This window comes from Microbacterium sp. BG28 (genome assembly GCF_034044005.1).
Lineage (GTDB): Bacteria > Actinomycetota > Actinomycetes > Actinomycetales > Microbacteriaceae > Microbacterium.
Window position 1 is genome coordinate 126,802 of sequence record NZ_JAXCHA010000003.1, and the last position, 13,554, is coordinate 140,355.

Consider the following 13,554-nt stretch of genomic DNA (forward strand, 5'->3'; position numbering starts at 1 on the left):
CTCCTTAGGATCCGTTCGCCGCCCGCGAGCGGTAGTACCAGCGCAGCGCGCGGCGCTCGACGACGACGAAGAGGTAGTTCAGGACAGTGCCGAGCAGCGCGAGGACGAGGATGCCGGTCCACATCTTCACGATCGCGAACTCCGCCTGTGCCTGCAGGATGAAGTAGCCGATGCCCGAGCGGGCAGCGACCATCTCGCTCACGACCATCAGCACGATGGCGATCGTCAGGCTTGCCCGCATCCCTGCCGCGATCTGCGGTGCGGCGGCGGGCAGCACCACGCGGAAGAACGTGCGGATCCCGCCGAGGCGCAGCACGCGTGCGGTGTCGAACGCCGTGCCCGAGATCCCGCGCATGCCGTCCAGCGTGTTCAACAGCGTGGGCCAGATGGAGCCCAATGCGATGAGCGCGATCTGCCGCATCTCGCCGATCCCGAAGATCGCGATCATCGCCGGAAGCAGAGCCGGTGCGGGCAGGACGTAGAGGAAGTAGATGAGCGGGTTCGCCGCCTGGCGCACCCGTCGCCACCGCCACAGCACGGTGCCGCCGACCAGACCGATGACGACGCCCGCGAGGTAGCCCAGGACGAGGTTCCGCACGCTGGCGATGAGGTTCGTCCACGCCCCGTAGACGACCCACTGGTTCCAGGTCTCCTGCACGATCCGCGACAGCGGAGGAAAGAACGGCGACGTGCTGCCGGCCGAGACGAACCACCACACCGCGATCAGGACGACGGGCAGCCACAGCGCGAGCAGCACCCCGACGAGGCGGGAGGCGAACGGACCCGAGCGGCGGCGCGGCACGGGAACGGTGCTGGTGGTGAGCCGGCTCATGCGCGCGCCCCCTTCGCCTCGAGCCGCATGTTGCGCTGCGACTCGTGCCAGTGCATCAACCGCTTCTCGATGAGGAAGAACGCTCCGGTGAGGGCGATGCCCAGCAGTCCCGCGACGATGATGTACGCGTACATCGTGGGGTAGGCGCTCACCCCGGCGTTCTCGGCGAGCAGGATGTTGCGCCCGACGCCCGCGGCGCCGCCCACGATCTCCGCCACCACCGCCAGGATGAGCGCCTGCGCCGAGGCGATCCGCATCCCGGTGACGAGGTACGGCGACGCGCTCGGGATGCTGACCACGAGGAAACGCCGGATGCCGCGCACTCCGAGCGCCTTGGCGGTGTCCGCCACGACGGGATCCATCGAGCGCACGCCGTAGATCACCTGGATGACGAACGGCCAGAACGCGGCGAAGCAGATGAGGAAGACCTTCATCGGCAGCGTGGAGCCGGCGACGAGGATCACCAGCGGCAGTACGGCGATCGCGGGGATCGCCTTGAAGGTCTCGATCACGGGTGCTGCGCTCTGGCGGGCGATGTCGCTGTGTGCCAGCGCTGTGCCCACGACCAGGCCCAGGGTGATCGTGATGACCATGCCGAAGAACCAGCCGATGAGCGTCGCCCCCACGGCGGACCACAGCCGCGCCGTCGTGAGCTCCTGCAGGAGAGCTGCGATCGAGTCCGTCATGGACGGGAACTGCGTCGGACTCACCAGTGCCGTCGATGTCGCCAGCTGCCAGGCGGTGAGCACGATCGCCACGGCCAGCAGCGGCAGCACTACGGCGAGGCCGCGCTCGCGCGCTGCGCCCCTCATCCGCCGCCGCCCTCACGGGTGGGGAAGGAGTGCGACGTCACGTCAGTTCTCCAGCGCGCCGGGCCAGACCACCGAGTCGACGTCCAGGTTCTTCAGGGCGTCGGTCAGGGACTGGTCGGTGCCGAACTTGACGAGCAGGTCGCGCGCCGTCTCGAATCCGGTGACCGTCAGGTGCGGGTCGCCGCCGATGTTCCAGCGCGCGGCGGCCGCCTGCGCGGCGGTGACGCCCATCCCCTTCTCCAGCGCGGAGCGGGCCGCATCCTCGTTCGCCGATGCGCCTTCGATCGACTCGATCATCGCGTCCGAGAACGCTCGCACGGTCTTCGGGTTCTGGTCGATGAAGGACTGCGACGTGTTGAAGAGCGTCGTCGCCGCGCCGTTGAAGATCTCGCGGTTGTTGTAGCCGAGCGTCACGCCGCCCGCCGAGAGCGCATCGGCCGCGAACGGCCACTGCATGACCGCCGCGTCGACATCGCCGTTGGCGAGGGCTGCCGCCATCTGGCCGAAGGGCATCTGCACGAGCTCGATCGAGCCCGCATCCACGCCCTCGCGGCTCGCCAGCTCCCACAGCGTCAGCGTGTTGTGGGACGAGAGTCCCACGGTGGCCACGCGCTTGCCCTCGAGATCGCCGTAGTCGGTGATCCCGGAGGTGGGCGAGGCGATCGTGATCGTCCCCTCGTCGTCGGGCTGGATCTGCCCCTCGATCGTGGACACCGCGCGCAGCGGGATGCCGTTCGCGTTCGCGGTGAGCACGTGGACGACGGTGGCGAAACCGAAGTCGTAGGTTCCGCTGGCGACACCGGAGACGATGGATGCGACGTCCGTCTGCGGGGTGATCTCGAGCGTGAGCCCGTGCTTCTCGAAGATGCCCTCCTCGATTCCGTAGTACAGCGGTGCGAACTGCGAGGACGGGTTGATGGCGATGGTCAGATTCGCCTTCTCCGGAGCGCCTGTCTCGTCACCGCCCGCGGGTTCGGCGGCGCCCGCGCAGGCCGCGAGCGAGAGGGTCATGAGTGCGGCCGCGGCCAGGGCGGCGGTCCGGCGGAGGGTCAGGAACGTCATTGTCTGCCTCTTTCTGTGTGAGCGGAAGCTCGGTCGGGTGGTGCGGGTGTTACAGCCCCAGCAGACGCGACACGTTGCCGTGGTAGATCTCGGCCCGGTCGGCGTCGTCGATGATGTCCATCTCCTCGAGGTTGGCGATCGTGGAGCGGATGTATCCGGGACCCTTCTCGGGGTCGAACGGGGTGTCGCTGGCGAAGAGCGTGTGATCGACGCCGAAGAACTTGATGGCGGTGCGCATCGCGTCGCCGGCGCCGAAGTACGCGGTGTCGACGTAGAAGCGGCGGAACGCGTCGATGGGGCGCTCGGTGAGGGGATAGCCCGCGATGTCCTCCGCCTGATCGGCGGGGGTGCGCGAGCCCAGCTGGTCCCAGCCGGGCCCGATCCGGCCCGCGAAGTGGGGGATCATCGCGCCGCCGTGATGGATGAGGATCTTGATGTCGGGCAGGCGCTCGAAGACCCCGGAGAACACGAGCCGGGACATGAACGCCGACAGGTCGTACTCCCAACCCAGCGTCCACCAGATCTCGAACTTCGAGCGCGCCTCGGTCTTGTAGTCCGACCAGCTGGAGTCGCGGCAGGGGTGGACCTGGATCATCTTGTCGCCGCGTGCGGCGACCGCCTCGTAGAACGGGAAGAACCGCTCCTGGTCCATCGGGCCGCCGTTGACGTGCGTGTAGATCTGGACGCCCACAGCGCCCAGCTCGTCGAAGGCGCGCTCCGCCTCCGCGATCGCGGCGTCGACGTCGCTGAGCGACACCGCGGCGCAGAACCCGGCGAAGCGGTCGGGGTTGTCCCGGGTGAGCTCCGCCATCCCGTCGTTCGCGATCCGCGCGAGCTCCACCGTCCGCGCCGCGGGTCCGAGATCCTCCAGCGGCGGTGCCGCCGAGTTCACGATCTGCCGGTAGTCGGGGCCGAACTCGTCCATGATCCGGAACCGCTCGTCCATGTCCACGAGGGCAGGGACACCGCTCACCCGCTTCTGGATGTTGCGCGCCACGGGGCTGTCGTCGATGGCGAAGAGTCGCTTGGCGTACTCGGCCGGCAACAGGTGGCAGAAGGCGTCGATCTTCATCGGCTCGGATCCTCTCTCGCCGGCTCACCTCGTCGTGGCCGGAACGCGAGCAAGCCAATCCTCGTCGCCGGGAGCGGGCAAGGGCGCGCGGGGGCGGATTCCGTCCTGCGGAATCCGGGCAGGTGCGCGGGGCTCACCGGGCCAGGTCGCCGCGGATCGCCGACGCGCACGCGCGCAGCTCGACGACCAGCTCCCGCATCCGCTCCGCGCCCAGACGCGCACTGGGGGCGGACATCGCCACCGCGGCGATCGCGCGTCCGTCCCGAGCACGCAGCGGCACGGCGATCGCCGACAGCCCCTCGCTGCTCTCCTGATCGTTGACGGCGAAGCCGCGCATCATCACGAGCGGGAGCTCCGCCATGAGCTGGGTGAAGGTCCGCGTGTGCGGGGTCAGCCGGCGCAGGCCCCGCGGGTACAGGGCGCGCAGCTCCTCGCGGGACAGCTCGGCCAACAGCACCTTGCCTCCCGACGTGGCGTAGGCGGGCAGCAGGGCGCCGGTCAGCACCTGTGTGCGCACCTGCTGGTCCGCCTCGAAGCCCGCGACGAAGCGCACGGAGTCCCCCTGTCGGACCAGGAGATTGACCGTCTCGGAGATCCGCTGGCTGAGTGCCTTGAGGTGGGGCTCGCCGGCGGCGCGCAGGTCGATGGAGCTGGTGCTGTGCACCCCGATCTCGATCAGCGCCGGCCCCACGCGGTAGACCTTCGAGATCCGGTCCTGGGTGACGAAGCCACGGGCGGCGAGGGTCGTCAGCAGACGATGTGCCGTGGATGCGGCGACGCCCAGGCGCGCGGCGGCCTCGGTCACGCGAAGTTCAGGCCGGTCGCCGAGCAGCAGCAGCAGGCGCAGCGCATGGTCCACCGAGGCGAGGGCGGGTGGGGGAGGTGGTTCCGATGTCGTCATCGACATCGGAACATCGTATGCGCGCCAGCGGATGCGGGCGGGCTTGTCGGTTGCGCGCCCGCATCCGTGCGCTTGAGTGTCAGTAGACGATGACCGGCTTGACCGTCACGCCGCGGTGCATGTCGGCGACAGCCTGCGCGATCTCGTCGAGCGTGTACGTCTTCTCCAACAGCTCCAGCGGCAACCTGCCCGCGCCGTGCAGACGGGCGAGTTCCGGGATGAGCTGCTGCGGCAGCGTGTCGCCCATCGTCACGCCACGCAGCACCTTCCCGGTCAGGATCCCCTGAATATCCACCGGGATCTCCGTGCCGGGAGGGGGTGCACCGCACACGAGCACCGTGCCGCGGATGGCGGCGGCATCCAGCGCGCCTCGAGCCACACGGGGGTTCGCGGTCGTGTCGAAGCTCAGGTCGATACCGTGCCCGCCGGTGATCTCGGCGAGGCGGGCCGCGACGTCCTCGGTGCCGGCGTTGATCGTGTGGGTCGCGCCGAGCCGCCGGGCGAGCGCGAGTCGCTCGTCGACGAGGTCGATCGCGACGAGCGCGGCGGGTTCGCGGTGCACCGCCGCCATGATCGCCGACAGCCCGACCGCGCCGGAGCCGTAGACGGCGACCGTGTCGGCGGGGGTCGGATCCAGCACGTTCCACATCGACCCGAAGCCGGTCAGGATGCCGCAGCCGAGCGGTGCGAGCACGGTGAGGTCGGCGTCCGCATCCACCGCGACGAGGGAGCGTTCGTCGGCGATCGCGTACGTCCCGAACGAGGACTGCCCGAAGAAGTGGCCGGCCACCGGGACGCCGTCGTGGGTGATGGTGCCCGAGTCGTCGGGGCGCATCATGCCGAAGAGGTTCCGCACCTGCCAGGTCTCGCAGTAGGCGGGATGCCCGCCCGCGCATCCGCTGCACGCTCCGCACGAGGTGAAGCTCAGCAGCACCTTGTCGCCGGGTGCCACGGAGCCCACACCCGCCCCGACCTGTTCGACGACGCCCGCGCCCTCGTGCCCGATGACGCCGGGCGAGGGGAACGGGATGCCGCCGGCGATCACGCCGAGATCCGTATGGCACAACCCCGTCGCGACGAGCCGCACGAGTACCTCGCCGTGGCCCGGTGCCCCGTACTCCACATCCTCGACGCGCAGCGCGCCATCCTGGAGAACAGCCGCGCGGCCCGCGGTCACGCCGATGCTCCCGTCTCGAGGTTGAAGACGATCGAATGGGTGCGCTGGTACGAGGCCATCGCCTCGGGTCCGTTCTCGCGCCCCCAGCCGGAGGCCTTGACGCCGCCGAACGGTACGGAGGGATCGAGCAGCGCCCAGCCGTTGACCCACGTGATGCCCGCATCCAGGCGCGCGGCCACGCGGTGCGCCTTGGCGAGGTCGGCGGTCTGGATGCCGGAGGCCAGGCCGTACGGCGTCGAGTTGGCGAGGACGATGGCTTCATCCTCGGTGTCGAAGGGCTGGACGGTCAGGACGGGGCCGAAGACCTCCTCGGCCACGACCTCCGCGTCGTTCGGTACGTCGGCGATCACGGTCGGGCGGTAGAAGAAGCCGCCGCCGAGATCGGCGCGCTCGCCGCCCGTGACGATGCGCGCTCCCGCCCGGCGAGCGCGCTCCACCATCGCCGCCACCTTCTCGAGCTGGGTGGCGCTGGTGAGCGGACCGATGACGGTCCCCTCATCCGTCGGGTCGCCGAACGGCACATGGGGAAGAGCATCGGCGAGGATGCCCAGCACCGTGTCGTAGAGCGGGCGCTGAACGAGGAGCCTCGGGCCCGCCATGCAGAACTGTCCGGAGTTGAACACGAATGCCGAGATCACCGTGTTGATCGCGCTGTTCAGGTCCGCATCGGCGAACAGGATGTTGGCCGCGTTGCCGCCGAGCTCGGCCGTGAACGGCTTCAGCGTGCGCCCGGCGATCGCCGCCGCGTGGGCGCCGATCTCGGTGGATCCGGTGAAGGCGACTTTGTCGACCTCCGGGTGGCCGACCAAGTGGTCGCCGAGGGATGCGCCGGGACCCGTGACGACGTTGAAGACGCCGTCCGGCACGCCCGCCTCCTGCAGGATGTCGGCGATCATGAGGGCGGAGAGGGGGGTGTCGCTCGCGGGCTTGTGGACGATCGTGTTGCCGGCGATCAGGGCGGGAGCGATCTTGGAGCTGGAGAGGATGAGAGGGAAGTTGAACGGCGTGATGGCCGCGACCACTCCGATCGGCTCCCGCTTCACATAGGCGTGGGTGTTGCCGGTCGTCTCTCGTACGTCGCCGTCGAGATGGTGGCCGAGGCTCGCGTAGAACTCGTAGAGTTCCGCGGCGTTGTTGACGTCGATGATGCGCGCGAACGTGATGGGCTTACCGACATCCAGGCTCTCCGCCTGCGCGAGCTCCTCCGTTCGCTCGCGCATGAGCGCGTACGCGCGCTGCAGGATGCGGGCGCGTTCCCGACTCGACAGACGGGACCAGACGCCGGAATCGAAAGCGGCCCGCGCAGCGCCGACCGCGTCATCGACGTCGGCGGTGGTGGCCCGAGCGACTTCGCCCACCTTGCGGCCGGTGGCGGGGGAGACGACATCCATGACGGCGCCGTCGGAGGCGTCGCGCCAGACGCCGCCGATGAACAGCTGCCCCCGTGTGCGCTCGCCGGTGCCGGCGACGGTGGATGCGGGATGGGTGAGGGTCATGAGGTGCTCCTTCGGTGGGTGAGGTCAGGCACGTGCGTCGACGAAGCCCGGCGAGTCCTCCGGGGGGAGCGCACACGGGTTCTGGCTCATGTTCCGGTCTTCCTTGATCCGGGGAGTCGGCGCGCGGCGACGGCTCCGTGACGACGATGTCTGACGCTCAGTGTCGATCGGCGCTCGGAGTCGCGGTATCCGTAGAACTACGTAACCTCGCCCGTGACCGCCGCCCGGGTGGACTCGAACCACGCCGCGATCTGCGCACGGGAGCCGAAGCCGAGCTTGGTGAGGATGCGCTGCACGTGCGTATCGACGGTACGCACCGACAGCACGAGTCGATCGGCGATCTCGCGATTGCTGAGCCCCTCGTGGATGCCGGCGGCGACCTCTCGCTCCCGCTCGCTGAGTCCGCCCGCAGCGCCGCGGGCGGATGCCGCGAACGACACCGCCTCCGCCGGGGTCAGGCGCTCCCCGACGGCGGCGGCGCGCTCGAACGCGCGGCCGCCGAGGCGTGCGCGCACCTGGGCGACGCATCGCTCGTGGTGGGCCGCCATCTGCGGGCCGTGCACCGCGATGTCGGAGCCGACGCGGCGCCAGCGGCTGCGGGCCGCCCCGAGCAGCACGGCGGAGCGCTCGGTGGGCGAGCGTGCCGCGTCGATCCAGCTCAGCAACTCGAGCACGAGGCAGTCCCCGACCGGATCATCGATGCCGTCCTCCGCCCGCAGCGACTGCCGCGCCTGCGCCTCCGCGAGATCGAGCTCACCGTCGCAGAAAGCCGCCAGCGCCAGAGACCACAGCGCGAGTGAGCGCATCCACATCTCGCCGATCGCCTCGCTGTGTCGCACGGCCGCCTCGGCCGAGGTTCCCGCACCTCGCTCGCCGAGGTGGCTTCGTGCCGTCGTGAGCTGGAACTGTGCGAGCAGCGCCTCCTCGGCCAGACCCGCGCCGAGGGCGTCGCCGATCGAGCGCTCGAAGTCGATCACGGCCGCCGCCGGATCTCCCGAGAACAGGGCGTGGGTCCCACGCCACCGCTGGAACTCGACCGTGAACACGCCGCGGTCCGGTTCTGGAACGGACGCAAGCAGTGCCTCGGCGGCGCGGAGATGGATGTCGGCCTCGTCCAGATCTCCCTGCAGCAGGCACAGCCATGCCGCCGTGATGGAGCCCCGCATCCGCGGCACCGCGCCGGCGCCGGGCAGCGCCAGCACACGCGTCGCCCACGCGCGCCCCTCGGGCAGGAACCCTCCGACGCCCCAGTGGTAGCGCAGCGCGGCGAACAGCGCGAGCGCCGTGTCCGCCCCCACCGTCGTCGCGGTGCTGAGCGCCGCGTGCAGCTCGGCCCGGTCGGCGCGCTGGGCCGCGATGATGCGCGATTGGTCGGGGCCGTACCACCGTGCGTCGGCGGCGTCGGCGAGGCGGCGGTAGTGGGCCAGATGGCGGTGCAGCAGAAGCGGCCACACGCCGTTCTCTTCCGCGCGCTGGCGTCCGTAGGCGCGGATGGTCTCGAGCATGCGGAAGCGCCCGCTCTCGCGGTCGGCCTCGATGACCGATTGCGTGACCAGATCGTCGACCACATCCACGATCGCAGCTTCGGTGAGCTCCGCCACCGATGCCGCGGCCGCGAGATCGAAGGGGCCCCGGAAGACACTCAGGGCCTCCCACGCCCGGCGCTGCTCGGGCGTGCACAGTTCATAGCTCCAGTCGACGACCGCTCCGAGCGTGCGCTGACGAGCGACGGCGGAGCGGGAGGCGGCCCGCAGCAGTGTGAAGCGCGACGACAGGCGTCCGTTGAGCTCGGACAGCGGCAGCGAGCGCAACCGGGTCGCCGCCAGTTCGATCGCGAGCGGCAACCCGTCGAGCGCGCGGCAGAGCTCCTCCGCCACCGGGTGCTCCTGCTCGGACAGGGCGAAAGATGCATCCGCGGCGCGCGCACGCGCCAGCAGCAGGGCGAGGGCGTCGGAAGGGTGAGAGGCGTCGTCGGTGAGCGACAGCGGTGGCACGGCGAAGACCCGCTCGCCGTCGACGTCGAGCCGGCGCCGGCTCGTCGCGAGGATGGTCAGTCGCGCAACCGCATCCAGGAGTTCGTCGGCGAACGCCGCCACCGCGTCGATGAGGTGCTCGCAATTGTCGAGCACGACCAGAGACGGCGTGTCGGAGAGGACGTCTGCGAGGAAGTCGAGCGGGTCGCGGGCGGAGTGCTCACCGAGGGGTAGAGCCCGCGCGACGGCGAGGGGAACGCGCCGCGCATCCTGGAGACTGTCGAATCCGACGAACCAGGTGGTCACCCCGGCTGCGGCGGCGAACTCGTTGGCTGCCCGCGCCGCCAGACGCGTCTTCCCGACGCCGCCCACGCCCGTGAGCGTCACCAGACGGCCAGTGCGCAGCAGCGTGCCGATCGTGTCGAGCTCGACTCTGCGGCCCACGAACTCGCTGCGCGGCTCGGCGATCATCCAGACCCCTTCGTCTGCACCGATTATGCATCCCGCTGAATGGAGCGGGCTCGGGAAAACATGAACTGACGACCGACACGGATTCAACGAAACGCAAACGGGCGTCACGATTCTCTTGACTTTCACCCGCTGAACCCCGCACCATGAGGGGGTCAGCACGCTGCGGTGCCGACGCGTCGGGGGCTCGAGGTGCTGACTCCGCGTGACGGATGCTTCGCGTTGGCGTCCTGCTTACCCGTCACTGAGAGGCACTTCGATGAAGAAGACCCTTGCCGCCGTCGCTCTCGCAGCCGTGGCCGCTCTGACCCTGTCCGGTTGCACTGATTCCGCCGCGCCCGCCACGTCCCCCTCGGGCGACTCCACCGCAGGAGGGGGCGAGATGCGCCAGGTGCGCGTCGCAGCTCTCCCCATCGCCGAGACGGGCGCCCTGTGGGCGGCCATCGACGCGGGCATCTTCGAAGACCACGGCCTCGACGTCGAGGTCGTCCCCGCCCAGGGCGGCGCGCAGGCGATCCCCGCGCTGCTCAGCGGCGACATCGACTTCGCGATCGGGCAGCCCATGGGCCCGATCCGCGCCGCTCTGCAGGATCTCGGCGTCGTGATCTTCAGCAACTACGCCTCCAGCCACGCCGACGGCGCAGACGTCAACTCCGTCGTCGCCCTCGGCGACTCGGGCATCACGAGCCCTGCCGATCTCGCCGGCAAGCGCGTCTCGGTGAACAGCATCGGCGCCGCCGGTGACCTCACCATCCGCAAGGCCGTCGACGACGCCGGCGGCGACTCGTCCACCATCCAGTTCGTCGAGGTCGCCTTCCCGGACGTGAAGGCTCAGCTCGAAGCGGGCAACATCGATGCCGGCTGGGTGCCCGACCCCTTCCGCGGGCTCATCGTCTCCGGCGGTGGCGTCGACGTCGTCTCGCCCTACCAGGCCACCATCCCCGGACTGACGGTGCTGACCAACTTCACCACGCAGGAGAAGATCGACGCCGACCCGCAGCTCGTCGCCGACTACGCGGCGGCGATGGCCGAGGCGCAGCAGTACGCGACCGACAACGAGGACGCCGTGCGCGCCGCGATCGTAAAGAACCTCGAGATCCCGGAGGCCGCAGCGGCCAGCATCACCCTGCCGAACTTCACCTCCGACCTCGGCGACGCCGGCATCGAGAAGCTCGCAGCCCTCGCTGTGCAGTACAAGTACATCGACGCAGAGCCCGACTTCACGAAGCTGATCCAGCCGCAGTGATCCCGAGCGGGGGATGCGGCACGCGCCGCATCCCCCGCATCCCCTCCGGAAGGCCCCCCATGACCCTCGCTCCGCCTGCGCCGGTGCACACGTCGACGGTCGTCGTACCGCGTCGTCGACGCCGACGCTCGTTCCGGGCTCCGCTGCTCGGACTGCTCGGTGTCGTCATGTTCCTCGGCGCCTGGCAGCTCGTCTCCGCTGCCGGGCTCATCAACCCCTCGCAGCTGCCCTCGGCGGTCGACACCTTCACGCGCCTCGGCACGATGGCGGGCGACCTCGAGTTCTGGCGCAACGTCGGGCGCACTCTGACCGCATGGGCGATCGGTCTCGCGATCGCCTCAGTCCTCGGCATCCTCCTGGGCGGGCTCATCGGTCTCGTCCCGATGCTGCGGCGGGGAACCAACACCACGGTGGAGTTCTTGCGCCCCATCCCCTCGGTCGCCCTCATCCCGCTGGCGATCCTGACCTACGGCATCCAGATCCCGGCCGCGCTCGTGATCATCGTGTATGCCTGCTTCTGGCAGGTCTTCGTGCAGGTGCTCTACGGCGTCGCCGACATCGACACGGTCGCCCGCGACACCGCGCGCAGCTACGGCCTCACGCGCGCCGCGCAGCTGCGCTCGCTCGTGCTGCCCACCGCGCTCCCCTACATCTTCACCGGGCTGCGGCTCGCCGCATCCGTCGCCCTCATCCTGGCCATCACCGCCGAGATGACGATCAGCAACCCGGGTCTCGGTCAGGTGATCATCAAGGCGGCCAGCAACGGCAACATCGCCACGGTCTACGCCGTCGTGATCGTGACGGGTCTGCTCGGCCTCATCATCAATCTCGTCTTCCGTGTGCTCGAGCGCCGCGCGCTCGCCTGGCACCAGTCGGTGCGAGGGGAGGAAGTGCTGTGACTCTGTACACGAGCACCGTCCGCACGCCGCCGCGCGCGCCGCGCGTCTGGGCGCGGCTGGCCACGAGCACGGCGTACGCGCTCGCCCTCCCGATCGTCCTGCTGATCATCTGGGGAGTGTGGGGCACCGTGGCTCCGGGCAAGTTCTTCCCCGCGCCGGGGCGGATCGCCGAGGCCTTCGTCAAGACCTGGGTCGGGCCGGCGTTCCTCACGGACGTGGTGCCGAGCCTGACGCGCCTGGCCCTCGCGATCGTGCTGGCGATCGTGATCGGCGTCGCCGTCGGAACCCTCATCGGCCTCACGCGGTGGCTGCGCGAGCTGGCCGAGCCGATGCTGGAGTTCTTCCGCGCGATCCCACCGCCCGTGCTGATCCCGGTCTTCGTGGCTCTGCTGGGCGTGACCGACAACATGAAGATCGTCGTGATCGTCTTCGGATCGTTGTGGCCCGTCCTGCTGAACACCGTCGACGGCGTGCGCGGCACGGACTCGGTCATGACAGAGACGGCCAAGTCGTTCTCGCTTACTCCCGCGGAGCGTCTGTTCTCGCTGGTGCTGCCGGCGGCGAGCCCGCGCATCATGGCGGGGGTGCGTCAGACGCTGTCGGTCGCGCTGATCATGATGGTGATCTCCGAGATGTTCTTCTCCTCATCGGGCCTCGGGTTCCAGATCGCCTACTTCCAGCGCAACTACCTCATCGCGGAAATGTGGAGCGGCATCGTGCTGCTCGGCTTGGTCGGCATCGTCCTGTCGGTCATCTTCACCATCGTCGAGCGCAGGATCCTGCGCTGGTACCACGGAATCAAGGAGGTCGAGCGTGCCTGAGACGCTCCTGCAGGTCGAACACCTGAAGAAGGTCTACGAGTCCTCGACGGGCGTCGTGGAAGCGATCGGCGACATCGACTTCTCGATGCGCCGGGGCGAGCTGGTGTGCATCGTCGGCCCGTCGGGATGCGGCAAGACGACGCTGCTCAAGTGCATCTCGGGTCTGCTGCGCCCCACCGCGGGAAGCGTCGTGCTCGACGGCCAGCAGGTCACGGCGCCGCCGCCCAACATGGCACTCGTGTTCCAGGAGTACGGGCGCAGCCTGTATCCGTGGCTGACGGTGCGCGGCAACGTCGAGCTGCCGCTGAAGCACAAGAAGCTCTCGAAGAGCGAGCGCAACGCGCTCATCGACGACGCGCTGCTCGCTGTCGGTCTCGACCACGCCGCCGACAGCTACCCGTGGCAGCTGTCCGGCGGCATGCAGCAGCGCGTCGCGATCGCGCGCGCCGTCGCCTACCAGCCCGAGGTGCTCATCATGGACGAGCCGTTCGCGGCCGTCGATGCGCAGACGCGCGCCGACCTGGAGGACCTCGTGCGGCGCCTGCACCTGGAGCGCGGCATGTCGATCCTGTTCGTGACCCACGACATCGACGAGTCGGTCTACCTCGGCGAGCGCGTCGTCGTGCTCTCGAAGTCGCCGACATGGGTGCAGGAGGATCTCGTGATCGACCTCGCGCCCGAGCGCGACCAGATCACGACGCGCGCGCTGCCACGCTTCACCGAGCTGCGCACGCACGTGTACGAGCAGATCCAGCGTGCCAAGCGCGGCGAGGCCGTCCGTCCGGCCGCATGATA

Annotated in this window: 12 protein-coding genes; 4 read left to right on the plus strand and 8 right to left on the minus strand. The window is 69.7% G+C overall.

From position 1 onward, the window contains the following. Nucleotides 1–4: 4 nt before the first annotated feature. The 8 genes from SK224_RS11760 to SK224_RS11795 all read right to left on the minus strand — a co-directional run bounded on the left by SK224_RS11760 (nucleotide 5) and on the right by SK224_RS11795 (nucleotide 9,796). Nucleotides 5–832 (minus strand): ABC transporter permease, encoded by an 828-nt coding sequence (locus SK224_RS11760; protein ID WP_309733700.1) that lies wholly within the window; start codon nucleotides 830–832, stop codon nucleotides 5–7. Further along, complete coding sequence (locus SK224_RS11765; protein WP_320434865.1) at nucleotides 829–1,644, minus strand: ABC transporter permease; 816 nt, start codon at nucleotides 1,642–1,644, stop codon at nucleotides 829–831. Before SK224_RS11765 ends, SK224_RS11760 begins: the two co-directional genes overlap by 4 nt. Before the next feature lie 42 nt (nucleotides 1,645–1,686). Further along, complete coding sequence (locus SK224_RS11770) at nucleotides 1,687–2,706, minus strand: ABC transporter substrate-binding protein (RefSeq protein WP_320434866.1); 1,020 nt, start codon at nucleotides 2,704–2,706, stop codon at nucleotides 1,687–1,689. Nucleotides 2,707–2,755: 49 nt separating this feature from the next. Then, complete coding sequence (locus tag SK224_RS11775; RefSeq protein ID WP_320434867.1) at nucleotides 2,756–3,778, minus strand: amidohydrolase family protein; 1,023 nt, start codon at nucleotides 3,776–3,778, stop codon at nucleotides 2,756–2,758. Nucleotides 3,779–3,911: 133 nt separating this feature from the next. Continuing rightward, nucleotides 3,912–4,685, minus strand: coding sequence for an IclR family transcriptional regulator (locus tag SK224_RS11780; protein WP_320434868.1), 774 nt, complete (start codon nucleotides 4,683–4,685; stop codon nucleotides 3,912–3,914). Nucleotides 4,686–4,758: 73 nt separating this feature from the next. Beyond that, entirely contained in the window at nucleotides 4,759–5,856 is a 1,098-nt protein-coding gene (locus SK224_RS11785) for an NAD(P)-dependent alcohol dehydrogenase (protein WP_320434869.1), read from the minus strand. Further along, a complete protein-coding gene (locus SK224_RS11790; RefSeq protein WP_320434870.1) occupies nucleotides 5,853–7,352 on the minus strand; it encodes an aldehyde dehydrogenase family protein in 1,500 nt (499 codons plus the stop codon). The genes SK224_RS11785 and SK224_RS11790 overlap by 4 nt, the downstream gene beginning before the upstream one ends. Nucleotides 7,353–7,549: 197 nt before the next feature. Beyond that, the gene (locus tag SK224_RS11795; RefSeq protein WP_320434871.1) at nucleotides 7,550–9,796 is read right to left on the minus strand and encodes an ATP-binding protein; all 2,247 of its coding nucleotides are present in this window, start codon (nucleotides 9,794–9,796) and stop codon (nucleotides 7,550–7,552) included. Between the two features lie 256 nt (nucleotides 9,797–10,052). Here SK224_RS11795 and SK224_RS11800 point away from each other — a divergent pair, with 256 nt between their 5' ends. From SK224_RS11800 to SK224_RS11815, 4 genes are read left to right on the plus strand one after another with little or no spacing between them, the layout of a single operon-like run. Next, a complete protein-coding gene (locus tag SK224_RS11800) occupies nucleotides 10,053–11,039 on the plus strand; it encodes an ABC transporter substrate-binding protein (protein WP_320434872.1) in 987 nt (328 codons plus the stop codon). Nucleotides 11,040–11,098: 59 nt separating this feature from the next. After that, on the plus strand, nucleotides 11,099–11,938 hold the full coding sequence (locus tag SK224_RS11805; protein WP_320434873.1) for an ABC transporter permease: 840 nt from the start codon (nucleotides 11,099–11,101) through the stop codon (nucleotides 11,936–11,938). Next, nucleotides 11,935–12,759 (plus strand): ABC transporter permease, encoded by an 825-nt coding sequence (locus tag SK224_RS11810; RefSeq protein WP_320434874.1) that lies wholly within the window; start codon nucleotides 11,935–11,937, stop codon nucleotides 12,757–12,759. The genes SK224_RS11805 and SK224_RS11810 overlap by 4 nt, the downstream gene beginning before the upstream one ends. Next, nucleotides 12,752–13,552, plus strand: coding sequence for an ABC transporter ATP-binding protein (locus tag SK224_RS11815; RefSeq protein ID WP_320434875.1), 801 nt, complete (start codon nucleotides 12,752–12,754; stop codon nucleotides 13,550–13,552). The genes SK224_RS11810 and SK224_RS11815 overlap by 8 nt, the downstream gene beginning before the upstream one ends. The last annotated feature ends 2 nt before the right edge of the window (nucleotides 13,553–13,554 follow it).

Excerpts from the sequence above, each read along its gene's own strand:
- SK224_RS11765 (WP_320434865.1), bottom strand. The coding sequence starts at position 1,644 with ATGAGGGGCGCAGCGCGCGAGCGCGGCCTCGCCGTAGTGCTGCCGCTG.
- SK224_RS11800 (WP_320434872.1), top strand. The coding sequence starts at position 10,053 with ATGAAGAAGACCCTTGCCGCCGTCGCTCTCGCAGCCGTGGCCGCTCTG.
- SK224_RS11790 (WP_320434870.1), bottom strand. The coding sequence starts at position 7,352 with ATGACCCTCACCCATCCCGCATCCACCGTCGCCGGCACCGGCGAGCGC.
- SK224_RS11805 (WP_320434873.1), top strand. The coding sequence starts at position 11,099 with ATGACCCTCGCTCCGCCTGCGCCGGTGCACACGTCGACGGTCGTCGTA.
- SK224_RS11770 (WP_320434866.1), bottom strand. The coding sequence starts at position 2,706 with ATGACGTTCCTGACCCTCCGCCGGACCGCCGCCCTGGCCGCGGCCGCA.
- SK224_RS11780 (WP_320434868.1), bottom strand. The coding sequence starts at position 4,685 with ATGTCGATGACGACATCGGAACCACCTCCCCCACCCGCCCTCGCCTCG.
- SK224_RS11795 (WP_320434871.1), bottom strand. The coding sequence starts at position 9,796 with ATGATCGCCGAGCCGCGCAGCGAGTTCGTGGGCCGCAGAGTCGAGCTC.
- SK224_RS11760 (WP_309733700.1), bottom strand. The coding sequence starts at position 832 with ATGAGCCGGCTCACCACCAGCACCGTTCCCGTGCCGCGCCGCCGCTCG.
- SK224_RS11775 (WP_320434867.1), bottom strand. The coding sequence starts at position 3,778 with ATGAAGATCGACGCCTTCTGCCACCTGTTGCCGGCCGAGTACGCCAAG.